Below are 23,705 nucleotides of genomic sequence, written 5' to 3'. Positions count from 1 at the left end.
GGTGGGGTTGGATGAGGGTGTGCGTGCGGTCGTGGTGGAGGCGTTCGGGGTCGTGCCGGAGGTCCGGGACGTCCCGGACCCGGTCTGCCCGCGGGACGGGGTCGTGGTGCGGGTCGCCGCCACCGGCGTCTGCCGCAGCGACTGGCACGCGTGGCAGGGGCACGACGACGACGTGACGCTGCCGCACGTGCCGGGGCACGAGCTCGCCGGCACGATCGTGGAGGTCGGGCCCGACGTCCGCGCCTGGCAGGTCGGCGACGTCGTCACCGTCCCGTTCGTCATGGCGTGCGGGACGTGCGCGACGTGCCGCGCCGGCGACCAGCAGGTCTGCCCGCACCAGACGCAGCCCGGGTTCACGCAGTGGGGCTCCTTCGCCGAGCTCGTCGCGCTCGACCACGCGGACACCAACCTCGTGCGCGTCCCCGAGGGCATGTCGCCCGTCGCTGCCGCCGCGCTCGGCTGCCGGTTCGCGACGTCGTACCGCGCCGTCACCGTGCACGCGGCGGTGCGCCCCCACGACGAGGTCGTCGTGCTCGGGTGCGGCGGCGTGGGCCTGTCCGCCGTCATGGTCGCCGCCGCGGCCGGCGCGCACGTCGTCGCCGTCGACCCGTCCCCGGGTGCACGCCGGGCCGCGCACGACGCGGGCGCGCACACGACCCTCGACCCCGGCGCGGACGACCCCGAGGCGCTCGCCGCGCGGCTGGTCGAGGCGACCGGGGGTGGCGCGCACGCCACGCTCGACGCGCTCGGCAGCGCCGCCACCGCGCAGGCGGGGGTGCTCGCGCTGCGCCGTCGCGGGCGGCACGTGCAGGTCGGCCTGCTGCTGCGTGACGACGCCCGGACCGCGCTGCCGATGGACCGTGTGGTCGCGTGGGAGCTGTCCGTGCACGGCAGCCATGGCATGGCCGCGCACGAGTACCCCGCGATGCTCGCCGCGATCGCCGAGGGGCGGTTGGCGCCCGCGACGCTCGTCAGCCGCACGATCCCGCTCGAGGACGCCCCGGGGGCGCTCGCGGGCCTGCCGACGTCGGCGCCGGGAGGCATGACGGTCGTCGTCCCCTGAGCCCGGGGCGCACGCGGGGAGGAACCTGGGGGCCGACCCTTGCCGCGGGTCGCCGCGTGCTCCATCCTTCGAGCACCCCGCGCTCCTCCCGCCCCCGACCCCCGGAGCCGCGATGCGTCCACGCCGCGCCACGTCCGTCTCCCACCTGGTACGCCCCGTCGCCCTGCTCGCCGTGCTGTCCCTCGCCGGCCGCGCCGCGCTCCTCGACGGTCAGCGGGTGCTCGCGACGGGCTGGCCGGCGCCGCCCGACGGCGTGTGGGTCGCGGCCGCCGTGGTGGGCACGTCCGGTGCGGCGGCGGCGGCGTGGCGGACGGCGCCCCTGGTCCGGCGGTGGCACGGGGAGCTCGATGCCGCGCGCGGCGAGCCCACGAGCCGGGTGGTGGCGGTCGCGCTCGGCGGCGTCGTCGCGTGCCTGGCGCTGACCGTGCTCGCGGTGTCGCTGCTCGTGGCGGCTCAGACGCCGCGTGCCGAGACCCGCGCGGGTCTGCTGTCCGTGGTCGTGCTCACGCAGTGGGTCGCCGCCGTCGTCGTGGTGCTCACGTTGCTGGCGCACGGCGTGGTGCGCGAGCTCCTGCTGCGCGACGTGCTGGCGCGACCCCTGACCGAGCCGGGTCTGCGGTCGGTGCGCGGGGTCGTCGTGCCGCACCGCAGCGCCGTCGAGGTGCGCCACCCCGTGACGGGCTCCCCGGTGGCGGCCTGGTACGTCGTCGGCACGTCCGCGCCGCACGACGCGCCCCCGGAGCGTCCGTCGGGCCGGCACCGCCACCCCGGGGCCGCGCGCCCCGCGACGGCGGAGCTGCGCCGCGTCGGTGCCGTCGCGCGCCTGCTGGGGCGGCACGTCGTCGTGCGGGAGGTCGCGCCGTTCGTCGTCGTCAGCGGGGGAGTGTCGCTCCGGGTCGACGTCGACGAGGTCGAGGTGCTCGGGTACGTCGACACGCACCACGTGCCGGGCCCCGAGCGCGTCGGGCGGCACGCGCACCCGAGCGCGCTCGACGGCGCGGGCGACGGGCGTCGCCTGCACGTCCTGCCGTTCGGCACGCGCGTCGACGCCGTGGGGATGGTCGAGCCGGACGGTGCGGGGTGGCGGCTGCGCGGGACACCGGTGCACGTCACCGGCGTGGCCGTGGTGCTGCGGCCGGGCTGACCGGTGCACGGCGGGGCGACGTCGTGGACACGTGTGGTTGACGTCATGTCGGGTCGTGGGGTAGACCTTGCCGCGGCGGCACAACGGCGTGACGCTCGACGCAGGACACGGGCCCGGTTCTCGGTAGACCGAGCGCCCGACGTGCTCGCCGGTCGCGGGAGCGACGGCGGCGAGCACGTGCGAGGTGGGAGCGCGACCACCTCCGCCCCGACGCCCGGGGGCGACGCCCGGAGCAGGCCCGGACGACCCCGCCCGGAGCTCGCAGGTGTCAGTGCCCGAGCGCGTCGATCGCCGCGACCTCGTCGGGCGTCAGCTTGAACCCCAGCACCGCGAGGTTCTCCTCGATCCGCTCGCGCCGCACCGACTTCGGGATCACCACCACGTCGTGCTCGACGTGCCAGCGCAGCACCACCTGGGCAGGGGTGACCCCGTGCGCCCGTGCCGCGGCGGCGATCGGCGCGGCCCCGAGGTCGGTGCGCTTCAGCGGGCTGTAGCCCTCGACGACGACGCCGCGCTCGCGGTGCGCCGCCAGCAGCGCCGGGTCGTGGTCGACCGGCGACCACGGCACCTGGTTGACCGCAGGCGCCTCACCGGTCGCGGCGATCAGCTCGTCGATCTGCGCGATCGAGTAGTTCGACACGCCGATCGACCGGACGAGGCCCTCGTCGCGCGCGTCACGGAGGTGCTGCCACACGTCGGGGCGCGCCTCGCCACCCGGCGGCCAGTGGATCAGCCACAGGTCGAGGTGGTCGGTGCCGAGCGCCGCGAGCGACTCGGCGAGCGTCTGCCGCTCGCGGCCCGCGTGGTCCGGGGGGAGCTTGGTGGTGAGGAACACGTCGTCGCGCCTGATGCCGCGGGTGGCCAGCGCACGGCCGACCTGCGCCTCGTTGCCGTAGCCGGTCGCGGTGTCGACGTGCGCGTAGCCGAGCTGCAGCGCCGCGCTCACGGCCAGCTCGCAGTCGGAGCCCTCCGACTGCCAGGTGCCGAGGCCGAGCACGGGGATCGCGCCGCCGGGCAGCGGGAGCGTGGGGGTCGTGGTGTCGGGCATGCGTCCATCCTCACCGCGCGCGTCGCGTCCCGCAGGTCGGGAGGCTCAGGCCTCCGCACCGGGGTCGGTGCGTCCCGGGCCCGCCGCCAGCCGGTCACCCGGGTGGCCCGTCAGCCCCAGGCGGTCGGCGAGGAACAGGAACGCCTGCGCGTACGGCTGCCCCTCGACCTCCTCGCGCACCCGCGCCCAGTCGATCTGCTCGCGCAGGGCGCGCGCCATCGGCAGCAGCCACGTGAAGTCGCAGTAGTGCTCGCCCAGCACCCGCATCTTCGCCGAGATGATGTCGGTGGCCGGCAGCACGGGCATCCGCACGGCCAGCACCTCCAGCTGGTCGGCCTGCGCGAGCTGCTCACGCGTGACGGGCTCGCCGACCATCCGGAAGATGACGTCGACCAGCTGGCCGTGGTGGTACGCCTTGAAGAGCCAGTTCTCGGCGGGCTGCTGCACGTCGAGGCCCGCGGCGACGAGCGCGGCGCGGGCCGCGTCCACGTCGTCCTCGGCGACCGCGAAGTCCGCGTCGTGGCTGGGCTCGGGGGCGCCCCGGGCCCACGCGGCGTACCCGCCCACGAGGGCGAACGGGATCTGCGCGTCGATGAGCGCGACAGCCGTGCGGCGCAGCCCGTCCTGCAGGGCGGCGCGGTCGTCCGGGGTCGCCGCGCCCGTCGGCGCGGGCAGCGGGGCGGGGGCGGCGCCGGTCAGCGGGGGCGGCAGGTCGTCCGGTGCGCTCGGTGCGGGGTGCATGGTCGGTGTCTACACCGCCGCGCGGGAGGGCGCGCGTCGAGCGCCCGACCGGCACCCGGCGGGCGGAGCGTGGCACTCGCGGTCAGAATCGCAGGGTGCGCCTCGCGACCTTCAACATCCTCCACGGGCGCTCGCTCGCGGACGGGCGGGTCGACCTCGACCGGTTCGCCGACGCCGTCCGCCGCCTGGACGCCGACGTGCTCGCGCTGCAGGAGGTCGACCGCGCGCAGAGCCGCTCGCACGGTGCCGACCTCACGGCGGTCGCCGCGGACGCCATGGGTGCGCCCCACCACAGGTTCGCCGCGACCCTGCACGGCGAGCCCGGTCTCTGGGTCGCAGGCACCGGGCAGGAGCAGCCCGACACCGCCGCCTACGGGATCGCCCTGCTCTCGCGCCGGCCGGTGCGCGAGTGGCACGTCGTGGCGCTGCCCGCGCTGCGGCGCCGCACGCCCGTGCGGTTCCCCGGGCAGCGGTGGCCCGCGTTCGTCCGTGACGAGCCGCGTGCGGCGCTCGCGGCCGTCGTCGACGGCGAGGGCGGCCCGCTGACCGTCGTCGGCACCCACCTGACGTTCATCCCGGGCTGGAACGTGCGTCAGCTGCGGCACCTGGTGCGCACGACCCGGCGGCTGCCTGGGGCGTGCGTCGTCATGGGTGACCTCAACCTGGCGGGCGAGCAGCCCGCGCGGCTCACGGGCATGCAGCCGCTCGTGCGCGCCGCGACCTTTCCCGTCGACGCGCCCGTGCGGCAGCTCGACCACGTGCTGGCCGGGCCCGGCGTGCACGCGGCCGGCCCGGGGGATGCGGTCGACCTCGGTTTGTCGGATCATCGCGCGCTCGTCGTCGACGTCGCCCGCGGCGGGGCGGGACGCGCAGGGTAGGGGGCCCGGCGCGGCCTCGCAGCCCGGGCACCCGGATCCCGGGAGGCGTCTCGCGCAGCGGACGAGCGTTTGCGCCCTCGCGGTGCCCGGGGTCACGGTGGAGTGGTCCGACGGCGTCGGACCGGGGCTCGTCGTCCCGCCCCTGGTGCCACCCCTTCGCGCACCGCCGGGCGGGGCCGCGCGCCCTGGCCGACGTCCCCCTGGCCACGGAGAGGAGCACCCGTGCTCACCCTGACCGAGAACGCCCGTACCGCCGTCGAGACCCTCACGAGCCGTGCCGGACTGCCCGAGGAGGGCGGCCTGCGCATCGCCGAGCAGGACTCGGGGGGCTTCGAGCTCGCGCTCGTCGCCGCCCCGGACCCGGGTGACGACACCGTCACCGCCGGTGACGCGCACGTCTACGTCGACCCGCGGGCGTCCGCGACGCTGAGCGACCTCGAGCTGGACGTCGCACCCGCCGAGGGCGGCTCGCAGTTCATGCTGGCGCGCCGCTGACGTCGACGAGGGGCCGGCCACCGTCACGGTGGCCGGCCCCTCGTCATGTCGCGTCCGGGCCGTCAGCCGCCGAGCAGGTCCTCGAACGACGGCACGCCGTCGTACAGGCCGCCGCGCTGCACGGGTTCACGTGCGGCGACCCGCCGGGCGAGCTCGGCGGCGGCCCGCGCGATGCGGGCGGGCAGCGGCTTGACGTCGTCCGTGCCGGCGTCGGCCCAGTCGTCGGTCGCGGCGAACACGGACGTCGGGACGACGTCGGCGTGCAGGTACGCGAACAGCGGTCGCACGGCGTGCTCGAGGGCGAGCGAGTGACGCGCCGTGCCGCCCGTCGCGCCGAGCAGCACCGGGGTGTCGCGCAGGGCCTCGGGGTCGAGGACGTCGACGAACGACTTGAACAGCCCCGCGTACGACGCGGCGAACACGGGAGTGACGGCGACGACGCCGTCCGCGCCGGCGAGCGCGCTCTGCGCGGCCGCGAGGTCGGGGCGTGCATAGCCGGTGAGTGTCATGTCGACGACGTCGTGCGCGAGGCCGCGCAGCTCGACGACCTCCACGACGGTGTCGATACCGCGTGCGGCGAGGTCGGCGACGGTCGCCTCGGCGAGGCGGTCGGCCAGCATGCGCGTCGACGACGGCTGCGACAGCCCGCCGGAGACGACGACGAGGGAACGGGACGGCACGGGGATCTCCTCCGGTGGTGCTGGATCGCCCTCTCGCGGACGAGGAGGGGGTGCGGTGGTGACCGGACCGCCGTCTCGCCCTGGGGGACGGGGCGAGAGGGCGATCCGGTCGGCTCAGGCGGTGAGGGCGGTGTCGTCCTCGGCGGTGCGGCCCGTCCAGCGGTCGCCCTCCGGGGCGCGGCCGGTGGCGGGGGCCTTGCCCGCGGCGCGGGCCGCGGCGACGCGCTCGGCGTGCGAGGGCGGGTTCGCCGGCACGTCGGCGGGGCGGCGGGACTCGGCCTCGCGGCGCAGGACGGGCACGACGTCCTCGGCGAGCATGTCGATCTGCTCGAGGACCGTCTTGAGGGGCAGGCCGGCGTGGTCGATGAGGAACAGCTGGCGCTGGTAGTGGCCCACCTGCTCCCAGAACGCGCCGTAGCGGTCGATCACCTGCTGCGGCGAACCGACCGTCAGCGGGGTCTCGCGCGTGAAGTCCTCCATCGACGGCCCGTGCCCGTAGACCGGTGCGTTGTCGAAGTACGGCCGGAACTCGTGCCAGGCGTCCTGGCTGTTCTTCCGCATGAACACCTGCCCGCCCAGCCCGACGATCGCCTGGTCCGCGCGGCCGTGGCCGTGGTGCTCGTACCGCTGCCGGTAGAAGTTCACCATCTGCGCGGTGTGCTCCATGGGCCAGAAGATCGCGTTGTGCAGGAACCCGTCGCCGTAGTAGGCGGCCTGCTCGGCGATCTCGGGGGAGCGGATCGACCCGTGCCAGACGAACGGCGCGACGCCGTCGAGCGGGCGCGGCGTGGACGTGAAGCCCTGCAGCGGGGTGCGGAACTTGCCCGACCAGTCGACGACGTCCTCCTCCCACAGCCGGCGCAGGAGGGCGTAGTTCTCGATCGCCAGGCCGATGCCCTGGCGGATGTCCTTGCCGAACCACGGGTAGACGGGGCCGGTGTTGCCGCGGCCCATCATGAGGTCCATGCGCCCGTCGGCGATGACCTGGAGCATCGCGTACTCCTCGGCCAGGCGGACGGGGTCGTTGGTGGTGATGAGCGTGGTCGCGGTCGACAGCACGATGTTCCTGGTACGGCCCGCGAGGTAGCCGAGCATCGTCGTGGGGGACGACGGCACGAAAGGCGGGTTGTGGTGCTCGCCGGTGGCGAAGACGTCGAGCCCGGCGGCGTCGGCGTGCTCGGCGATGGTGAGCATCGCGCGCACGCGCTCGGTGTCGTCCGGGGTCCGACCGGTCGTGGGGTCCGTGGTCACGTCGCCGACGGAGAAGATCCCGAACTGCATGGTGCACCTCGCTCGTGGATGTCGTTGCGTTTGCATCGATCTGGCTGGCTCAACCGTCGCGGGCGCGGGGGTATTCCGCACGTCGCGAGACGCACGTCACGCGGGGAGCCGCCCGTCAGGGCTCGGGTGGTGCGAACTCCGGCAGCGTCGAGACCACCGTCGACGTGGTCACGGAGTCGGTGAACAGCGCGCTCGTGCGGTCGGTGGCCGTCGGCACGAGCGCGAGCACCAGCAGCACGAGCAGGACGGTGAGCCGCAGCCCCGAGCCGCGGCGCCCGCGAGCGTCAGACGCGGACGAAGGCATCGACCCTCCTGTCGTCCTCGGGGTGCCGCGCGGGACGCGGCCGCCGCCGCCCCTCGAGCACCGAGAGCACCTCGAGCGTCGCGAGCGCCAGCAGCGGCGGCACGAGCATGACCGCCCGCCCTTGCGCCGACGTCGCCCACGTCAGGACCCGCCCCCAGCCGTGGTGCACCCGCAGCAGCACCCCCCGCACGCGCTCCACCGGGGTCGCGTCGGGGTCCGGGAAGGCGTTCGCGTCACCCTGCGTGCGGATGTACGGCTGCATCACCGGGGTGCCGTCCTCGTCCAGGACGGGCTCCATGCGGCCGGTGTCGTCGTCCGCGACCCGCATCGCCGGCAGGCTGTGCAGCGAGACGATGCGGTGCGTCACCAGGGACGTTCCGCCGACGGGCTGGAACGTCACGACCAGGTCCGGCTTGAGCTCCGACGCGTCCCTCACCGCCCGCAGCACGACGACGTCCCCGGCGACGAACCGCGGCGCCATCGACCCCGACGTCACGATGAGCAGTCGCTCGCCCTGCGCCTGGAACCACAGCGGCACGGCGAGCGACGTCAGGTACGCGCCGACGCCGACGACGACGACGGCCCACAGCACGACGCTCGTCGCGCGCCGCCACCAGGGTGCACGAGGTCGCGCCGCCGGCCGGGGGGCGCGGCGGTCGACGAACGGCTGCGGGGCCGGGTGCGCCGTGGTCACGGTCGTCTGGGGTGTCCCCGGTCTGCTCGGGTCAGGGGTTGTTGACCGTCTGCTCGGAGTCGATCTGGAACGTCAGCTCGGCGGCCGTGTTCTGGTAGGTGTCGTCGGCGGCCAGCGCCATGTCGACCCGCACGCACAGGGTCTCGGAGCCCGTCGCCGCGTCCAGCTCGCGGTCCTCGCCGTCCTGGCCGGTCGCGGGGTCGCCCACGATCGCCCACGGGCTGGCCGGCAGGCCGAACTCGCTCGGCCCGATGTCGGCCGTGTCGCCCAGGTGGTCCGGCCCGCCGGTGGTGCCGAGCGAGCACGTCGCGACGTCGTACACCCGGACGCGCAGCTGGTCGGTGAGGTCCCCCTCGCCGGCGGGGACCGCGGGGTCCGGGGCCGGCGCGGCCGCCGCCGAGAGGCTCACGGCGTACCGCAGCGCGAGCGACCCGGCGTTCGTCACCTGCATCGGCGCGACGACGCTGCCGCCCGGCGCCAGCCCGCCGACGGGCATGGTGAACGTCGCGCCGTCGGCGTCGAGCACGATGCTGCCCGTGCTGAGGGTGCCGGTGAGCGTGTCCTGGTCGGTGAACAGCGCGGACGTCGTCAGCGACGTCACCCCCACCGCGGCCAGCACGAGGATCGCCCCCGTGGCCAGGCCGCGCCGCCGCCGCGCCACGTCCTGACGGGACGGGGCGGGGTCGATCATCTCCTCGAGCAGCTCGTCCATCATCGGCGATCGATCCCTCCTGCGACGCGCATGCGCGTCCCTGTCCCGTCCGCCCGTCCTCCAGGCCGGACCCCACCCTCATCGGTCGTCATCGACCGAACTGCCGTGAACTTGAGAAATCCGGCACCACTTCACCCGATCGGGTGAAGTGAGTGCCCTCCGGGTGGGTGCAGCGCGCTCGCCGGCGCCGGACGCGCCCACAGGTAGCCCTGCGCGCGGTCCACGCCCAGCTCCTCCAGCGTGCGCGCCGTCGCCTCGTCCTCCACCCCCTCGGCGACCACGCGCAGCCCGAACGAGTGGGCCAGGTCGACCATGGCCTGCACCACCACCTCCGAGCCCGCGCGCCCACCCTCACCGAGGTCGGCGACGAAGAGCCGGTCGATCTTCAGCTCGGCCACCGGCAGGTCGCGCATCTGCGAGATCGACGTGGTCCCCGTGCCGAAGTCGTCGATCGCCACGCGCACCCCGAGCGCGCTGAGCCGCTCGAGCACGGGCACCACGCGCGTGCGGTCCGCGACCAGCGCGGTCTCGGTGATCTCCACCTCCAGCAGCGAGGCCTCGACCTCGTGCTCCGCCAGCAGCAGCTCGATCATGTCGACCACCGCGGGGCTCGCGACGTCGTGGGCGGACAGGTTCACCGCGACCGGCACCGCCTCGCCCTGCGCGCGCCAGGCCGCGAGCTGACGCACCGACTCCTCGAGCGCGAAGTGCGTGACGCGGTGGATGAGACCCGACTGCTCGGCCAACGGCACGAACGCCCCCGGTGGCAGCAGTCCCCGCGCGGGGTGCCGCCAGCGGATCAGCGCCTCCAGCCCGACCGTGCGCTGCGTCGCGAGCTCGATCTTCGGCTGGTAGTGCAGCTCGAGCTGCGGCTCGGCGCCGGGGTCGCCCCGCGACTCCAGCGCCTGGTGCAGCTCGCCCAGCAGCACCAGACGTGCGGGCGAGGAGTCGTCCGCGGTGGGGGAGTACACGCTGACGCCCGTCCGGTGGTGCTTGGCCGCGTACATGGCGATGTCGGCGGTGCGCATCAGCGCCGACGCGTCCGCCGCGTGGTCCGGCAGGCACGCGACGCCGATCGACGTCTCGACGTGCAGCGCGATGTCGCTCAGCTCGAACGGACGCGTGAAAAGGCCGCGCACGCGCATCGCGAGACGCTCGGCGTTGGCGACCGTGCGCACGTCCGGCAGCAGGATCGCGAACTCGTCGCCGCCGAGGCGTGCGACCACGTCGTCGTCGCGCAGCGCGTGCCGCAGCCGCTCGGCGACCTGCTGCAGCAGCTCGTCGCCGTGGTCGTGGCCGAGGGTGTCGTTGATGTCCTTGAACCGGTCGATGTCGAGCAGGATCAGCCCGACCCGAGCCTCGGGGTCGTCGGCGGCGCGGTCGATCGCGCGCTGCATCTGGTCGGAGAGCAGGCGGCGGTTCGGCAGCCCGGTGAGCGAGTCGAGCAGTGCGAGGCGCGCGTTCTCCAGAGCGGTCGAGCGCAACCGCCGCGACGTCGAGTGCACGATCTGGAACAGCAGCAGCCAGAGCACGACCAGGCTGCCGACGACCACGAGCGTCACCGTGCGCGTCGTGGTCCGCAGGGTCTGCTGGGTGCCTGTGTGGTCGAGCATGACCTCGACGGCACCGGCCGCCTCGTCGGGTGCGCCGTCGGCGAGGTCGCCGGGGTCCGCGGTGTCGGACACGCGCACCGGCACGTAGACGTCGATGACGGTGCGCTCGTCGGCTGCTGCGCCCCCCGCCCGCACGTCCGGCTGGACGACCGCGTCGGGCTGGCCGGACGCCATGACCCGCCCCAGGCGGTCAGCGGCCGGCAGGCCGGTGGTCGCGCCGTCGGACGAGTACATGAGCCGACCGTCGGTGCTCCACAGCCGCAGCTCGACGAGCTCGTCACCGAAGCCCGCGACCGCGGCGGCCGCCGCGTCGCGCTCGTCGGCGGAGAGCACGCCGGTCACGAACGACGCGGTGGGCACGGCGCGCGCGGCGAACGCCGCCATGCGCGACGCCGCGGCGGTCCCGTCGCGCACCGCCTGACCACGCATCTGCGCCGACGTCACCAGGACCAGCGCGACCCCGACCAGGACCATGCCGACGAGGCTCACGACCGCGAAGCGGCGCGTGGGGCTCGAACGACGACGACCAGCTGGCACGTGCACCTCGGGGCTCGGGCGGACCCGCCTGACCGGGAACCTCCCGATCAGGGTATGTCGTGACGTGCGCCACGCCCAGGCACGGCGCGGCACCCGGGGCGCCCGCGGGGCGGGAACGCCGGGTGAATGTGCGGTGTTGAGGACCACGGTGCCGCCGGACGGGTGGCACCGGAAGGAGAGCGCCGTGACCGACCCCCGCACCTACCCCGTGACCAAGAGCGACGCCGAGTGGGCCCTGGAGCTCGAGCCGCAGGAGTTCGCGGTGCTGCGCCGTGCCGGCACCGAGCGGCCGTGGACCGGCGCGCTGCTCGACGAGCACCGCGAGGGCGTCTACCGCTGCCGTGCGTGCGGCAACGAGCTGTTCCGCTCGGACACCAAGTTCGACTCGCACTGCGGGTGGCCCAGCTTCTTCTCCCCGCTCGCCGGAGACCGCGTCGAGCTGCTCACCGACCGCAGCCTCGGCATGGTGCGCACCGAGGTGCGCTGCGCGGGCTGCGGGTCGCACCTCGGGCACGTGTTCGACGACGCCCCGCAGACGCCCACGGGCGACCGGTACTGCATGAACTCGGTGAGCCTCACGTTCGAGCCCGTGGCGGACGACGGGGCGTGAGGTGCCGGCGCGTCCGGGCGTCACACGCGAGGGGCGCCCGGCGTCCCCCGGAGGTCGCACGGTGACGTGGCCCGCAGGGCCGTCGGGGTGACGACACGCCCGACACGCCGCCTGACGTGGAAAGTCCCTCGTGGACGTGACTGAAGTCCGGGGGTCCTCGTGCCGATAATGGCTGTGTGGACGAGGTCCTGACAGTCCGGCGATGGCGGCGGTACGGTGCCGACCGTCTCTACGTCACGCACGAGACCGGTGCGCAGGTGGGATCCGTCGACCTCCAGTCCGGTGAGGTCGTCGCCGCGGACCCGGTGCTGGAGGCGAGGGTCCGGCGTGCCGCCCAGGCGTACCTGCGCTCGGACGTCCCCGAGCTGGTGCTGCCCGTCACCTCGGAGCTCGCGTCGATCGACGCCCTCGAGGACCCGCGCACGCACGCGTGGCTCGGCGACACCGACGACGAGCGCGGCGAGCGCGGCAGCCCGGTGGGCGCGCGTCTCGAGCGGCTCGCCGAGGACGGCTGGCAGGCGGTGCACGACGTGCCGCTGGGCCGGCAGGGCACCGTCGTCGAGCACCTGCTCATCGGACCCGGCGGGATCTTCACCGTCTCCGAGCGCCGGCACCCCGGCAGCCACGTGCGCGCCGGGTCGCGCACGATGCACGTCGACGGGCGCTCCGTGGCGTACCTGCGCGACGCGCGCCTGGAGGCCTCGCGCGTCCAGGGCCTGCTGCACTCCGCGGGGTGCGCGGGCGTGGCGGTGCGCGGCGTGCTCGTCATCACCGGCGACCTCGAGCGCGACGTGCAGGACCCGCCGCAGGACGTCCTGGTGCTGGCGAGGCACGAGGTGCCGAACGCGTTCCGGCGCATGCCGGAGCGGCTCGACAAGGTCCGCGTGTCCGCGTTCGCCCAGATGGCGCGGCGCCGCACCACCTGGGCCCGCTGAGCGTCGTTCCCCCGGGCGCGTGCGTCGTGCGGTCCCGTGCCCGGCGTCCCTGCGCGAGGATGGGCGCATGAGCGACGACCCGGTGCTGCGCGTCGAGCGGGAGCTGGGGCTCTTCCTGCGGCGGGCCCGTGCGGCGTCGGCGGGTGTGGCGCGCACGGTCCACCCGGAGCTCGACGCGTCGGCGTACCTGCTGCTGGCGACGGTCGCGCTCACGCCCGGGACGCGGACGAGCGACCTCGCCGACCTGGTCGGCGTGGGCCGCGGCACGATGTCGCGGCAGGTGACGCGCCTCGAGCGCCTCGGGCTGCTGACGCGCACACCCGACCCGCGCGACTCGCGCAGCCAGCCGCTCGAGCTCACCGCCGAGGGGACCCGGCGGCTCGCGCACGCGCGCGCCGCCCGGCAGCGGTACCTGCGCGGCACGCTCGCCGGGTGGGAGCCCGGGGAGCTCACGCACCTCGCCGACCTACTCGGGCGGCTCAACGACGACCTCGTGCAGCAGGACGACCTGGCGCGCGGGGACGACCCCGCGCGACGCGGCGAGGGCGCCGGCGATCCCGTGGGGTGAGCGGGACGCCGACGCGCCCGCGCGGGACGGCCGGTCCGCCGGCGCGGTCAGCCGCGGGCGGCCGCGGTCGGCGTCCCCGCCTGGCTCGCGGCCTGCGCGAGCCGCTGCTCGACGCCCGACGCACGGCCCAGCGGCACCTCGCGCAGCGCGAGCACCGCGACCAGCGCGAGCAGCGCGACCGGGGCGCCGATGAGGAACAGCTCGGCCACGCCGACGCCGAAGGCGTGCTCGACGACGGACCGGACCGGGCCGGGCAGGGTCGCGAGGTCGGGCAGGGCGCCGACGCCGCCCGAGCCGAGCGCCGAGGCCGGCACGCCGAGCTCCGTGAGCCCGTCGACCATGAGGTGCTGCACGCGGTGGGCCAGCACGGCGCCGAGCGCCGAGACACCGATCGCGCCGCCGAGCGTGCGGAAGAACGCGACGGTCGCGGTGCCCGCGCCCATGTCCGTGACGGGCAGGGTGTTCTGCGTCGCGAGCACGAGGTTCTGCATGAGCATGCCGACGCCCGAGCCGACGACGAGCATGTACAGGCCGACGAGCGTGAAGCTCGTCGTCTCGTCGATCGAGCCCATGAGGGCCAGGCCCGCGGTCAGCAGCACCGCGCCGACGACCATGACCGCCTTGTAGCGCCCGGTGCGGGAGATCGCGCGGCCCGAGACGGTCGAGGCCAGGAACGTGCCGACGACCATGGGGACGGTGAGCAGACCGGACTCGGTGGGCGTCGTGCCGCGCGCCAGCTGCATGTACTGGCTGAGGAACACCTGCGTGCCGAACAGCGCGATGCCGACGGCGACGGACGCGACCACCGTGAGCACCACGGTGCGGTTGCGGAACAGGTGCAGCGGGATGATGGGCTCGGACGCACGCTGCTCGACGAGGACCAGGGCGATGACGCCGAGGGCCGCGCCGCCGACCATGGCGGCGGTCTGCCACGACAGCCACGCGAACGACGAGCCGGCGAACGTGACCCACAGCAGGAGCGTCGCGACGGACGCCGAGAGCAGGGCCGTGCCGGTCCAGTCGATCCGCACGCGCCGGCCGGCGAGGCCCGGCAGGTGCAGCGTGCGCTGCAGCACGACGATCGCGGCGACGGCGAACGGCAGCCCGACGAAGAAGTTCCACCGCCAGCCGGCGGCGTCGGTGATGACACCACCCAGCAGCGGCCCGCCGACCATGCCGACGGCCATGACGGCGCCCATGAGACCCATGTACCGGCCGCGGTCGCGCGGGCTGATGATGTCGGCGAGCAGCACGGTGCCCAGCGCGGTGAGACCGCCGGCGCCGACGCCCTGCAGGGCGCGCATGCCGATGAGCATCTCGGTGCTGTGGGCGAGGCCGGCCAGGGCCGAGGAGACGACCGAGATCGCGAGCGCGAGCTGGACGAGCAGCTTGCGGTCGACGAGGTCCGCGAGCTTGCCCCAGACGGGTGTGGAGACCGTGGTGGTGAGGAGGGTCGCGGTGACGACCCACGTGAACGCGGACTGGCTCCCGCCGAGGTCGGTGATGATGCGCGGCAGGGACGTCGACACGACGCTCGTCGCGAGGATCGAGACGAACATCCCCAGGAGGATCCCGGACAGGGCCTCGAGGACCTCGCGGTGGGTCATCGCCGGCGCGGCCGGGGGTGCGTCGGCGGGGGTGTCGACGGCGGCGTCGTCGACGGGTGTGCGGGGGTCGGTCACGGGGGGTGCTCGCTTCCGGGGCTCGGGACGGTGGTCGACCGGGCGTCGTCGGCGGTCGGAGGGGGCGGCCGGAGTGCCGCTCCGACGGTTGCTCGAGGCAACTCTTTGCCACTGTAGGTCGGATAGTTACCTCAGGCAACATGTTCTGCGACACGCGGCCCCGGACGCGGGAGCGCGCGGCGCGCCCCCCGGCACGCCGCGCGCGGCCCGTCGGCGCGCGGCCCCTCAGCGGGCGGTGCGCCCGCGCCGCTCGACCCTCAGCCCCTCCATGTCCTCGAGCTGCACGCCCTTCGTCTCCGGCACCTTGGTGAGCACGAAGACGAACGACAGGAGCGCGAAGCACGCGTACATGAGGTAGGGGGCCGTCGCGCCCCAGCGGTCCAGCATCTCCGGGAACGACAGCGTGATGAGGAAGTTCGCCACCCACTGCGCGGACGCCGCCACGCCGAGCGCCGCAGCGCGGATCCGGTTGGGGAACATCTCCCCGAGCAGCACCCACACCAGCGGGCCCCACGTCGCACCGAAGAACACCACGAACGCGTTGGCCGCGACGAGCGCGACCACGCCCCACGCCCCGTCGAGCGTGATGTCCTCACCCGTGCCCGTCGCGTTCGTGAAGGCCACCGCCATCGTGCCCAGCGCGAGCGTCATGCCGGCCGAGCCGACCAGCAGCAGCGGACGGCGTCCGACCTTGTCGATGAGCCCGATCGCGATGAACGTCACCGCGACGTTCGTCACCGACGTGATCGTCGAGATGAGGAACGACCGGCTCTCCTCGAAGCCCACCGCCTGCCAGAGCGTCGTGGAGTAGTAGAAGATCACGTTGATGCCGACGAACTGCTGGAACACCGACAGCAGGATCCCCACCCACACGACCGGCAGCAGGCCCAGGACGGGTCCGCGCAGGCTCGCGCGGTCGGCGTGCTCCGCGTCGGCGCGGATCGTCCGCTCGATCTGCGCGACGCGCTCGTCGGGGTCCTCGTCCGGGCCCAGGACGTCGGCCAGCACCGCGCGGGCCTCGTCCCGGCGCCCCTGCGCCACCAGGTAGCGCGGCGACTCGGGGATCCGCAGCGCGATCAGACCGTAGACCGCCGCGGGGACGACGCACACCAGGAACATCCAGCGCCAGGCCGCCAGCCCGAACCACAGCTCCTCCGCGGCACCGCCGGCCGACGTCGCGAGCAGCTGGTCGGACAGCAGCGCGGCGAAGATGCCGAGCGTGATCGCCAGCTGCTGCAGCGAGCCCAGGCGTCCGCGCATCGCCGCCGGCGCGATCTCCGCGATGTACGCCGGCGCGATCACGGACGCGATGCCGATGCCGATCCCGGCCACGACGCGCCACAGCGCCAGGTCCCACGCCGCGAACGCGAGGCCGGACAGCACCGAGGACACGAAGAACAGGACCGCGCCCAGCACCATGACGCGCGTGCGCCCCCACCGGTCCGACAGTCGGCCGCCCAGCCACGCGCCGAACGCGCACCCCAGCAGCGCCACGGCCACGACGAGCCCCGTGACGACGCCCGAGAGCTCGAAGCCGTCCTGCACCGCGTCCACGGCGCCGTTGATGACCGAGCTGTCGAACCCGAACAGGAATCCGCCGACCGCGGCGGCGATCGCGAGCGTGACGGCCTTGCCCCGGTGCTTGCCGCCGGACGGCCGCACGCGCTGCCCCGGTGTCGTGTCGGTCATCGTCCGCCGCCTCCCGGCCGGGCTCGTCCCGGTCAGACCCACTGTGAACCGCGTCCGCCGCACCCGCACCTCGACACCGGCCGGGAGCCCGCTGCGCCGCGCGCGGTGCCCGTCCGCGAGCAGGGCGGCGGTGGGGCGGGGGTGGTGGCGGGGGCCGCGGCGGGGGATCATGCCGCGGTGAGCGCGGACGGGACGGGTGGCGGCGGAGCCGGCGGTACGGGTGCGCGCGGGGTTGGCCGGCAGCACCACCGGCCGATCGTGTTCGACCCCGCGCTGGCCGACGAGCTCCCCGGCGAGCTCGACCCGACCCTGCGCGACGAGATCGCCCACACCACGGCCGGCGCCCTCGTCCACCACGGCCGCGCGACCGAGGACCCGCAGGTCGTCGAGCGACTCGTCGCGCTCGTCGAGACCGAGGGGCTCGACGTGGTCGCGGCGATGTGGGCCGACAGCCCGGCCGACACGCTCCCGGGCGCGCTGTGGCGCCTCTACGTGCTGCGGGAGTGGGTGCGTCGCGACCCGGGGACCGTCGCCGACCGGTACCGCCAGGGCGTGGCCGCGGCGCCCGTGCACGACGTCGTCGCGGGCGTCGTCGAGATGCCGGGGCCCGAGGACGTGCGGACCGTGGCCGACGCCGTGCTGTCCGGGGTCTACACGGGCGACCTCGCGGTCGCCCTCGAGCGTGCCGCCGCGTTCTGCCAGGTCCTGGCCACGGGTGCCGCGTTCGACGCCGACCACCTCGACGACCTGGACCCGCGGGCGGCGGCGCGCCAGACCCGGGGGGCCGCGTCGCTCGTGCGCACCGGCGAGGAGCTCGCGCACGCGGCGCAGCTCTGGCGCGCGGACCGGCTCACATGACCACCGGCGCGTACACTGGCTGCGCGACGCCGGGTCGGTAGCCCCGGGCTCCAACATCAGCCGCTACGAGCGGCCTCGCGCCGTCAGGCGCTCCGGCTCGGCGTCGTTCACACGAAACGGTTCTTCCGCGGGCCCCGTGCGCATCCGGGCCACAGGTCCCGGCACCACCGGTGTTCACCGGCGGTTAGGCTGGGCGACGCCCCCGCCGGGGCACACCACCAGTCGACGACCCGGAGCCCTCCGTGCGCCTGCGCCTGACACCGCGCGACACCTCGTACTTCGACCTCTTCGCCGCCTCGGCGGTGCACCTCGTGACAGGTGCGAACCTGCTCGCCGAGATGCTCGGCGCCGACCGTGCCACCCGCAAGGAGCTCAACAAGCGGATGGCCGAGGCGGAGCACGCCGCGGACGACGCGACGCACACCATCATGCGGCGCCTCAACCAGACGTTCGTCACGCCGTTCGACCGTGACGACATCTACGACCTCGCGTCGAGCCTCGACGACTGCATGGACCACATGGACGAGGCCTCCGACCTCATGGTCCTGTACAAGGTCGACGAGCTGCCCGCGCGCGTCTCCGACCAGGTCCAGGTGCTCCAGCGCGCCGCCGAGCTGACGGCCGAGGCCATGCCGAAGCTGCGCTCGATGGAGTCGCTCCAGGAGTACTGGGTCGAGATCAACCGGCTCGAGAACCAGGCCGACAAGTCGCACCGCAAGCTCATCGCGCAGATGTTCGACGAGATCGCCGACCCGATCCACCTCATGAAGCTCAAGGAGATCGTCGAGAAGCTCGAGGACGCCGCGGACGCCTTCGAGAAGGTGGCCAACACGGTCGAGACGATCGCGCTCAAGGAGTCCTGAGCCCTCGTGGAACCTGTGCTCGTCGTCTTCGTCGTCGCGCTCGCCCTCGGGTTCGACTACACCAACGGCTTCCACGACGCGGCCAACGCGATCGCGACGTCCGTCTCCACGCGGGCGCTCACGCCGCGCGCGGCGCTCATCATGGCTGCCGTCATGAACTTCCTCGGTGCGCTGCTCGGCACCGAGGTCGCGGAGACCATCGCGACGCAGATCGTCGACCTGCAGCACGCGTCGTCGCACAGCGCGCTCGTCGTCATCCTGTGCGCCCTCGTGGGAGCCATCACCTGGAACATGATCACGTGGTGGTACGGCCTGCCCTCGTCCTCGACGCACGCCCTCATCGGCGGGCTCGTGGGTGCGGGGCTCGCCGGCGGGTTCGGGGTGTACGGCAGCTCGCTGGTCGACAAGGTCGTGCTGCCGATGATCTTCTCGCCGCTCATCGGCTTCGGCCTGGCGTTCTTCGTCATGGTCGGGCTGCTGTGGCTCATCCGGAACCGCCCGCCGGCCCGCACCAACCGGCGCTTCCGCTTCGCGCAGACGGTCTCCGCGGCCGCGATGGCCCTCGGCCACGGCCTGCAGGACGCACAGAAGACGATGGGCGTCATCTACCTCGCGCTGCTGACGGCAGGCTGGGCGAACCCCGAGGAGGGCATCCCGCTGTGGGTCAAGCTCGCCGCGGCCGCCGCGATCTCGCTCGGCACCTACGCCGGCGGGTGGCGCATCATGCGCACCCTGGGGCGCAAGATCATCGAGCTCGACCCCGCGCGAGGTTTCGTCGCCGAGTCCGTCTCGGCCGTCGTGCTGTACGTCAACGCGTTCGCGCTGCACGCCCCGGTGTCGACCACCCACACGATCACCTCGGCGATCATGGGCGTCGGCGCCACCAAGCGGTTGTCGGCCGTGCGCTGGGGCGTCGCCAAGAACATCGCCGGCGCCTGGGTCCTCACGATCCCCGCGGCCGCACTGGTCGCCGCCGTCGTGTTCTGGGTGCTGCACCCGATCCTCGGCTGAGGTCGGTCCGCCGGGCGCGCCCCGCGGGGCCGGTGCCCGGCGCCTCAGACCGCCGCGACCGGTGAGCGGTGGCGCTCGGCCGCGAGCACGCGCACGCCGCGCTGCGTGACACCCGTGTGCGCCACCAGCACCTCCGCGGGTGCGAGGAACGGGTCCGTGCGCGGCAGCGCGTCCGCCACCGGCCGGCGGCTGTGCTCGGCGAGCACGTCGAGCACCGTGGGCAGCACCGGCCGGTGCGTGCACAGCACGCTGTCCCGGCCGTGCTCGAGCAGCTCGCGCACCAGCGCGCCGACGCGCGCCGGGGACTCGTCGTGCCGCGCCTCGGTGAGCCCGTCCGCGACCTGCGGCACCACGCCCGCGGCCGTCGCGTACGGCACGACGCTCGCCCGGCACCGCTCCCACCCGCTCGTCACGACGCGCTCGACACCGAACGACGCGAGCAGCGGGACCGCCGCGGCGGCCTGGCGCAGACCCAGCCCGGTCAGCGGGCGCTCGTCCTCCGCGCCGCCCCACAGGCTCCGCTTGCGCGCCTGCGCGTGGCGCAGCACGACCAACGCGCGCGTCGCGAGCCGTCCCTTGCCGTGCGCGGCGACGAGCGCGTCCAGCGGCTCGCGGTCCGCACGCCGCGTGAGGCGGCGCGAGGCGTCCGCGACGTCGAACCACTCCCACAGGTCGATCTCGGTGCGCGCGGCGAGCCGCACGGGCGGGCGCGCCCCGAGGGGCGGCTCGTCACCGCGGCCCGCGACCTGCGCCGCCCAGTAGCGCACCACCTTGCGCCGCCCGTCGGACAGGCGGTACTCCAGGCCGGGCAGCGGGACGCCGAGCACCACCGCCAGCCCCGTCTCCTCCTCGACCTCACGTGCGGCCGCGACGGGCGCGACCTCGCCCGGGTCGAGCTTGCCCTTGGGCCACGACCAGTCGCGGTACCGGGGGCGGTGCACCAGCGCCACCTGCAGACGACCGGCACGCACCCGCCACACCAGCGCTCCGGCGGCCTCGACGGGAGCAGGGGGACCAGGCGTCACCGGGCGGCACCCGGCCGGCGACGCTGCCGGTGGATCAGGACCTCCTGCAGGTCCACCGAGGGCCCGTCGGGGCCCACGTGGTGCCGGGTCCACTCGCCGTCGGGGCCCAGCCACCACGACGACGTGGTGTCGGCCATCGACTCCTCGAGGTACTCGACCAGCTCGGCGACGTGCGTCGGGTCCGCCACCCGCACGAGCGCCTCGACCCGCCGGTCGAGGTTGCGGTGCATGAGGTCGGCCGACCCGATGAAGACCTCCGGCCCCTCGAACCCGTCCTCGCCGGACGTGGCCGTCGAGTGCGCGAACGCGAAGACGCGAGAGTGCTCGAGGAACCGGCCGAGGATCGAGCGCACGCGGATCGTCTCCGACAGGCCCGGCACACCGGGTCGCAGCGAGCAGATGCCGCGCACGTTGATGTCCACGGGCACGCCCGCGCGCGACGCCCGGTACAGCGCGTCGATGACGGCCTCGTCGACCATCGAGTTGACCTTGATCCTGATCCACGCGGGCTCGCCGCGGCGGGCGGCCTCCGCCTCGCGCTCGATGCGCTCCAGCAGACCCGTGCGCACCGAGCGCGGCGCGACCAGCAGCCGGTGGAACCGCGACTTCGGCGCGTAGCCCGACAGCTGGTTGAACAGCCGCGTGAGGTCCTGGCCCACGTCCGGGTCCGCCGTCAGCAGCCCCAGGTCCGTGTACAGGCGCGCGGTCTTGGGGTGGTAGTTGCCCGTGCCGACGTGGCTGTAGCGACGCAGCCCGTCGGCCTCCTGCCGCACCACGAGCGAGAGCTTGCAGTGCGTCTTGAGGCCGACGATGCCGTACACGACGTGCACGCCGGCCTGCTCGAGCTTGCGTGCCCACGAGATGTTGTTCTGCTCGTCGAACCGCGCCTTGATCTCCACCAGCGCGAGGACCTGCTTGCCGGCCTGCGCGGCGTCGATGAGCGCGTCGACGATGGGGGAGTCGCCCGACGTGCGGTACAGCGTCTGCTTGATGGCCAGGACGTGCGGGTCGGCGGCGGCCTGCTCGAGGAACGTCTGCACCGACGTCGAGAACGAGTCGTACGGGTGGTGCAGCAGGACGTCGCGCGCGCGGATGGCCGCGAACACGTCGGTCGGCGTCGCGGACTCCACCTCCGCGAGGTGCCGGTGCGTCACGGGCACGAACCGGGGGAACTGCAGCTCGGGGCGGTCGAGGTCGGCGATCAGGTTGAGGCCGGTGTGGTCGAGCGGCGCGGGCAGCTCGTACACGTCGTCCTCCGACACGCCGAGCTGGCGCACGAGGAACTTGCGGACCCGCGGGCTGATGCCCTCGGCGACCTCCAGGCGCACCGGTGGGCCGAAGCGCCGCCGCAGCAGCTCCTTCTCCATCGCCTTCAGGAGGTTCTCGGCGTCGTCCTCCTCGACCTCGAAGTCCTCGTTGCGCGTGATGCGGAACGTGTGGAACTCGCGGACCTCCATGCCGGGGAACAGCATGTCGAGGTGCTGGGCGATGACGTCCTCGACGGGCACGAACGACATCGGCCCGCGCTCCGGCGCCGCGGTCTGCGGGACGGGAGCCGACGGACGGCCGGACGCGTCGACCGCGATGTACCGCGGCAGCAGGGGCGGCACCTTGACGCGCGCGAAGTGCTCCTTGCCGCTGGCAGGGTTCACGACGCTCACCGCGAGGTTGAGCGAGAGCCCCGAGATGTAGGGGAACGGGTGTGCCGGATCCACGGCCAGCGGCGTGAGCACGGGGAAGATCTGCCGGCGGAAGAACTTGTGCAGGCGGTCCTGCTCACCGTCACCGAGGTCGTCCCAGCGCACGATCGTGATGCCCTCGGCCGCCAGCGCGGGCTGCACGTCGTCCGCGAGCACGCGCGCGTGGCGCTCCATGAGCGTGTGCGCCCGCTCGCTGATCGCGTCGAGCACCTGCCGCGGCGACAGGCCGGACGCGGCGGTGACGGCGATGCCGGTCGCGATCCGGCGCTTGAGCCCCGCCACTCTCACCATGAAGAACTCGTCGAGGTTGGACGCGAAGATCGCGAGGAACCTGACACGCTCGAGCAGCGGCAACGTGTCGTCCTCGGCGAGCTCGAGGACACGCTGGTTGAAGGCCAGCCAGGACAGCTCACGGTCGAGGAACCGGTCCTCCGGGAGCTGCTCGGTGGGCACGTCCAGGGCCTCGTCGGCGGCGACGTGCTCGGCGATCCGCTCGGCCAGCGCCGGGTCGATCGAGGGGGCGTCGGTCATGACCCCATCGTGGCATCGCCGGGTGAACTCGGCGTGTCGGTCACCCGGACGAGCGGCGTGCCGTGGGCCGGGCTGCCCGCCGGGGGCGGGCCGTACATGACGTCGACCGCCGTCCGGGCGAAGCCCGCGCGCCGGTACGTGTGCACGGCGACCGTGTTCTCGGCTCCCGTGTAGAGGATCACGGTCCGCAGACCGCGGTCGCGCAGGTGCGCCAGGCCGAGCGCCGTCAGCGCACGGCCCATGCCCAGGCCCTGCGCGTCCGGGTCGACGCCGACCACGTAGATCTCGCCGACCTCCTCGCCGGGGGCGCCGTCCGGTGCCTCGCTGCCGGGGTGGACCTTCGTCCACACCGAGCCGAGGAGCTGCCCGTCACGCTCGGCGAGCAGGAACCCGGCCGGGTCGAACCACGGCTCGGACTCGCGCGCCCGCAGGTCGGCCGACGTCATGCGACCCTGCTCGGGGTGGTGCGCGAACGCCCGCGCGTTGACGCGCCGCCACGCGTCCTCGTCCTGCCCCGGGACGAACGCCCGCACGGCCACGCCCGGCGGGAGCTGCGGCGCGCCCGGCGGGTGCTGCGTGACGTCGACGGCCATGCGCCACAGCTCGCGCACCACGACCAGCCCCGTCGCGGCGGCCGTCGCACGCGCCGCCGGGAGGTCACCGTGCGCCCACACGTGCAGCCGCCGCCCGGGAATGCTCGCCGCCTCCTGCGCCGCGTGCGCCAGCAGCGACCTGCCCGTGCCGCGGCGGCGGTGCCCGGGCGCGACGACGAGCTCCGCGCGAGCGGTCGTCGAGCTGCCGACGTCGACCTGTGCGTACCCGACGAGCTCCTGCGCACCCCCCGTCACGGCGTGCCACGCGAGCACGTGGACCACCGGGGCCTCCTGGTCGGACAGCCACAGCAGGGGCTGCTCGGACAACGGCGGCACACCGTCGTGCCGCACGGTCGTGAGGTGCAGCGCGCGGACGTCGTCGGCCACGGCGGGCGGCAGCGCGCCGCGCATGCTCGTGAGCGACGTCGGGGCCTCGATGTCGGACGACAT

The 23,705-nt window shown here is 74.5% G+C and carries 23 protein-coding genes; 10 read left to right on the top strand and 13 right to left on the bottom strand.

Annotation, left to right across the window (positions count from 1 at the left end; all coding sequences use genetic code 11):
* The first annotated feature begins 19 nt into the window (after nt 1-19).
* The gene (locus CFLA_RS14335) at nt 20-1,063 is read left to right on the top strand and encodes an alcohol dehydrogenase catalytic domain-containing protein (RefSeq protein ID WP_043599101.1); all 1,044 of its coding nucleotides are present in this window, start codon (nt 20-22) and stop codon (nt 1,061-1,063) included.
* Nucleotides 1,064-1,175: 112 nt separating this feature from the next.
* On the top strand, nt 1,176-2,207 hold the full coding sequence (locus CFLA_RS14330) for a hypothetical protein (RefSeq protein WP_013118051.1): 1,032 nt from the start codon (nt 1,176-1,178) through the stop codon (nt 2,205-2,207).
* A 268-nt stretch (nt 2,208-2,475) separates the two neighbouring features.
* Here the strand turns inward: CFLA_RS14330 and CFLA_RS14325 are convergent, their stop codons facing one another.
* Together CFLA_RS14325 and CFLA_RS14320 are read right to left on the bottom strand one after the other, a co-directional pair.
* Nucleotides 2,476-3,255 (bottom strand): aldo/keto reductase, encoded by a 780-nt coding sequence (locus tag CFLA_RS14325; protein WP_013118050.1) that lies wholly within the window; start codon nt 3,253-3,255, stop codon nt 2,476-2,478.
* A 45-nt stretch (nt 3,256-3,300) separates the two neighbouring features.
* Nucleotides 3,301-3,996 (bottom strand): nucleotidyltransferase family protein, encoded by a 696-nt coding sequence (locus CFLA_RS14320; protein WP_013118049.1) that lies wholly within the window; start codon nt 3,994-3,996, stop codon nt 3,301-3,303.
* Nucleotides 3,997-4,091: 95 nt separating this feature from the next.
* Here CFLA_RS14320 and CFLA_RS14315 point away from each other — a divergent pair, with 95 nt between their 5' ends.
* The gene (locus tag CFLA_RS14315; RefSeq protein ID WP_013118048.1) at nt 4,092-4,874 is read left to right on the top strand and encodes an endonuclease/exonuclease/phosphatase family protein; all 783 of its coding nucleotides are present in this window, start codon (nt 4,092-4,094) and stop codon (nt 4,872-4,874) included.
* A gap of 222 nt (nt 4,875-5,096) precedes the next feature.
* Nucleotides 5,097-5,369, top strand: coding sequence for an adhesin (locus CFLA_RS14310; RefSeq protein ID WP_013118047.1), 273 nt, complete (start codon nt 5,097-5,099; stop codon nt 5,367-5,369).
* 62 nt (nt 5,370-5,431) lie between these two features.
* Here CFLA_RS14310 and CFLA_RS14305 read toward each other — a convergent pair whose 3' ends face one another.
* The 6 genes from CFLA_RS14305 to CFLA_RS14280 all read right to left on the bottom strand — a co-directional run bounded on the left by CFLA_RS14305 (nt 5,432) and on the right by CFLA_RS14280 (nt 11,127).
* Complete coding sequence (locus CFLA_RS14305; protein WP_013118046.1) at nt 5,432-6,049, bottom strand: CE1759 family FMN reductase; 618 nt, start codon at nt 6,047-6,049, stop codon at nt 5,432-5,434.
* Nucleotides 6,050-6,163: 114 nt separating this feature from the next.
* Entirely contained in the window at nt 6,164-7,330 is a 1,167-nt protein-coding gene (locus CFLA_RS14300) for an LLM class flavin-dependent oxidoreductase (protein WP_013118045.1), read from the bottom strand.
* A gap of 115 nt (nt 7,331-7,445) precedes the next feature.
* Nucleotides 7,446-7,634, bottom strand: coding sequence for a hypothetical protein (locus CFLA_RS14295; protein WP_013118044.1), 189 nt, complete (start codon nt 7,632-7,634; stop codon nt 7,446-7,448).
* The gene (locus CFLA_RS14290) at nt 7,615-8,328 is read right to left on the bottom strand and encodes a signal peptidase I (protein ID WP_148234373.1); all 714 of its coding nucleotides are present in this window, start codon (nt 8,326-8,328) and stop codon (nt 7,615-7,617) included. Before CFLA_RS14290 ends, CFLA_RS14295 begins: the two co-directional genes overlap by 20 nt.
* 31 nt (nt 8,329-8,359) lie before the next feature.
* Complete coding sequence (locus CFLA_RS14285; RefSeq protein WP_013118042.1) at nt 8,360-9,043, bottom strand: TasA family protein; 684 nt, start codon at nt 9,041-9,043, stop codon at nt 8,360-8,362.
* Between the two features lie 128 nt (nt 9,044-9,171).
* Entirely contained in the window at nt 9,172-11,127 is a 1,956-nt protein-coding gene (locus CFLA_RS14280; protein WP_013118041.1) for a putative bifunctional diguanylate cyclase/phosphodiesterase, read from the bottom strand.
* A 247-nt stretch (nt 11,128-11,374) separates the two neighbouring features.
* Between CFLA_RS14280 and msrB the strand changes: the two genes are divergently transcribed.
* The 3 genes from msrB to CFLA_RS14265 all read left to right on the top strand — a co-directional run bounded on the left by msrB (nt 11,375) and on the right by CFLA_RS14265 (nt 13,303).
* Complete coding sequence (gene msrB / locus CFLA_RS14275) at nt 11,375-11,800, top strand: peptide-methionine (R)-S-oxide reductase MsrB (protein ID WP_013118040.1); 426 nt, start codon at nt 11,375-11,377, stop codon at nt 11,798-11,800.
* A 257-nt stretch (nt 11,801-12,057) separates the two neighbouring features.
* Complete coding sequence (locus CFLA_RS14270) at nt 12,058-12,735, top strand: nuclease-related domain-containing protein (protein WP_245530253.1); 678 nt, start codon at nt 12,058-12,060, stop codon at nt 12,733-12,735.
* Nucleotides 12,736-12,802: 67 nt separating this feature from the next.
* Nucleotides 12,803-13,303: a MarR family winged helix-turn-helix transcriptional regulator gene (locus CFLA_RS14265; RefSeq protein WP_013118038.1), complete on the top strand. Its 501-nt coding sequence runs from the start codon at nt 12,803-12,805 to the stop codon at nt 13,301-13,303.
* Between the two features lie 47 nt (nt 13,304-13,350).
* Here CFLA_RS14265 and CFLA_RS14260 read toward each other — a convergent pair whose 3' ends face one another.
* Together CFLA_RS14260 and CFLA_RS14255 are read right to left on the bottom strand one after the other, a co-directional pair.
* On the bottom strand, nt 13,351-14,985 hold the full coding sequence (locus tag CFLA_RS14260; protein WP_013118037.1) for an MFS transporter: 1,635 nt from the start codon (nt 14,983-14,985) through the stop codon (nt 13,351-13,353).
* Nucleotides 14,986-15,210: 225 nt separating this feature from the next.
* Complete coding sequence (locus CFLA_RS14255; RefSeq protein ID WP_081449788.1) at nt 15,211-16,674, bottom strand: sugar porter family MFS transporter; 1,464 nt, start codon at nt 16,672-16,674, stop codon at nt 15,211-15,213.
* 258 nt (nt 16,675-16,932) lie between these two features.
* Here CFLA_RS14255 and CFLA_RS14250 point away from each other — a divergent pair, with 258 nt between their 5' ends.
* The 3 genes from CFLA_RS14250 to CFLA_RS14240 all read left to right on the top strand — a co-directional run bounded on the left by CFLA_RS14250 (nt 16,933) and on the right by CFLA_RS14240 (nt 19,406).
* Nucleotides 16,933-17,532: a hypothetical protein gene (locus tag CFLA_RS14250; RefSeq protein ID WP_013118035.1), complete on the top strand. Its 600-nt coding sequence runs from the start codon at nt 16,933-16,935 to the stop codon at nt 17,530-17,532.
* A gap of 242 nt (nt 17,533-17,774) precedes the next feature.
* Entirely contained in the window at nt 17,775-18,395 is a 621-nt protein-coding gene (locus CFLA_RS14245; protein WP_013118034.1) for a DUF47 domain-containing protein, read from the top strand.
* A 6-nt stretch (nt 18,396-18,401) separates the two neighbouring features.
* Complete coding sequence (locus tag CFLA_RS14240) at nt 18,402-19,406, top strand: inorganic phosphate transporter (RefSeq protein ID WP_013118033.1); 1,005 nt, start codon at nt 18,402-18,404, stop codon at nt 19,404-19,406.
* Nucleotides 19,407-19,450: 44 nt separating this feature from the next.
* On the opposite strand, the gene CFLA_RS14235 is transcribed toward CFLA_RS14240, so the two are convergent.
* Genes CFLA_RS14235 through mshD form a run of 3 tightly spaced genes read right to left on the bottom strand, consistent with a single transcriptional unit; the run spans nt 19,451 to nt 23,705 of the window.
* Entirely contained in the window at nt 19,451-20,431 is a 981-nt protein-coding gene (locus CFLA_RS14235; protein ID WP_013118032.1) for an NUDIX hydrolase, read from the bottom strand.
* Nucleotides 20,428-22,662: an RNA degradosome polyphosphate kinase gene (locus CFLA_RS14230; RefSeq protein WP_013118031.1), complete on the bottom strand. Its 2,235-nt coding sequence runs from the start codon at nt 22,660-22,662 to the stop codon at nt 20,428-20,430. Before CFLA_RS14230 ends, CFLA_RS14235 begins: the two co-directional genes overlap by 4 nt.
* On the bottom strand, nt 22,659-23,705 hold the full coding sequence (gene mshD / locus CFLA_RS14225; protein ID WP_013118030.1) for a mycothiol synthase: 1,047 nt from the start codon (nt 23,703-23,705) through the stop codon (nt 22,659-22,661). The genes CFLA_RS14230 and mshD overlap by 4 nt, the downstream gene beginning before the upstream one ends.

The sequence above is a fragment of the Cellulomonas flavigena DSM 20109 genome, assembly GCF_000092865.1.
GTDB classification, from domain to species: Bacteria; Actinomycetota; Actinomycetes; order Actinomycetales; family Cellulomonadaceae; genus Cellulomonas; species Cellulomonas flavigena.
This window is presented reverse-complemented; position numbering and strand designations above follow the sequence as displayed.

What these genes read in the sequence shown, in the direction of transcription:
- mshD (WP_013118030.1), bottom strand. Translation starts at nt 23,705, where the DNA reads ATGTCGTCCGACATCGAGGCCCCGACGTCGCTCACGAGCATGCGCGGC.
- CFLA_RS14320 (WP_013118049.1), bottom strand. Translation starts at nt 3,996, where the DNA reads ATGCACCCCGCACCGAGCGCACCGGACGACCTGCCGCCCCCGCTGACC.
- CFLA_RS14295 (WP_013118044.1), bottom strand. Translation starts at nt 7,634, where the DNA reads ATGCCTTCGTCCGCGTCTGACGCTCGCGGGCGCCGCGGCTCGGGGCTG.
- CFLA_RS14280 (WP_013118041.1), bottom strand. Translation starts at nt 11,127, where the DNA reads ATGGTCCTGGTCGGGGTCGCGCTGGTCCTGGTGACGTCGGCGCAGATG.
- CFLA_RS14285 (WP_013118042.1), bottom strand. Translation starts at nt 9,043, where the DNA reads ATGATGGACGAGCTGCTCGAGGAGATGATCGACCCCGCCCCGTCCCGT.
- CFLA_RS14265 (WP_013118038.1), top strand. Translation starts at nt 12,803, where the DNA reads ATGAGCGACGACCCGGTGCTGCGCGTCGAGCGGGAGCTGGGGCTCTTC.
- CFLA_RS14325 (WP_013118050.1), bottom strand. Translation starts at nt 3,255, where the DNA reads ATGCCCGACACCACGACCCCCACGCTCCCGCTGCCCGGCGGCGCGATC.
- CFLA_RS14300 (WP_013118045.1), bottom strand. Translation starts at nt 7,330, where the DNA reads ATGCAGTTCGGGATCTTCTCCGTCGGCGACGTGACCACGGACCCCACG.
- CFLA_RS14255 (WP_081449788.1), bottom strand. Translation starts at nt 16,674, where the DNA reads ATGACCGACACGACACCGGGGCAGCGCGTGCGGCCGTCCGGCGGCAAG.
- CFLA_RS14230 (WP_013118031.1), bottom strand. Translation starts at nt 22,662, where the DNA reads ATGACCGACGCCCCCTCGATCGACCCGGCGCTGGCCGAGCGGATCGCC.
- CFLA_RS14330 (WP_013118051.1), top strand. Translation starts at nt 1,176, where the DNA reads ATGCGTCCACGCCGCGCCACGTCCGTCTCCCACCTGGTACGCCCCGTC.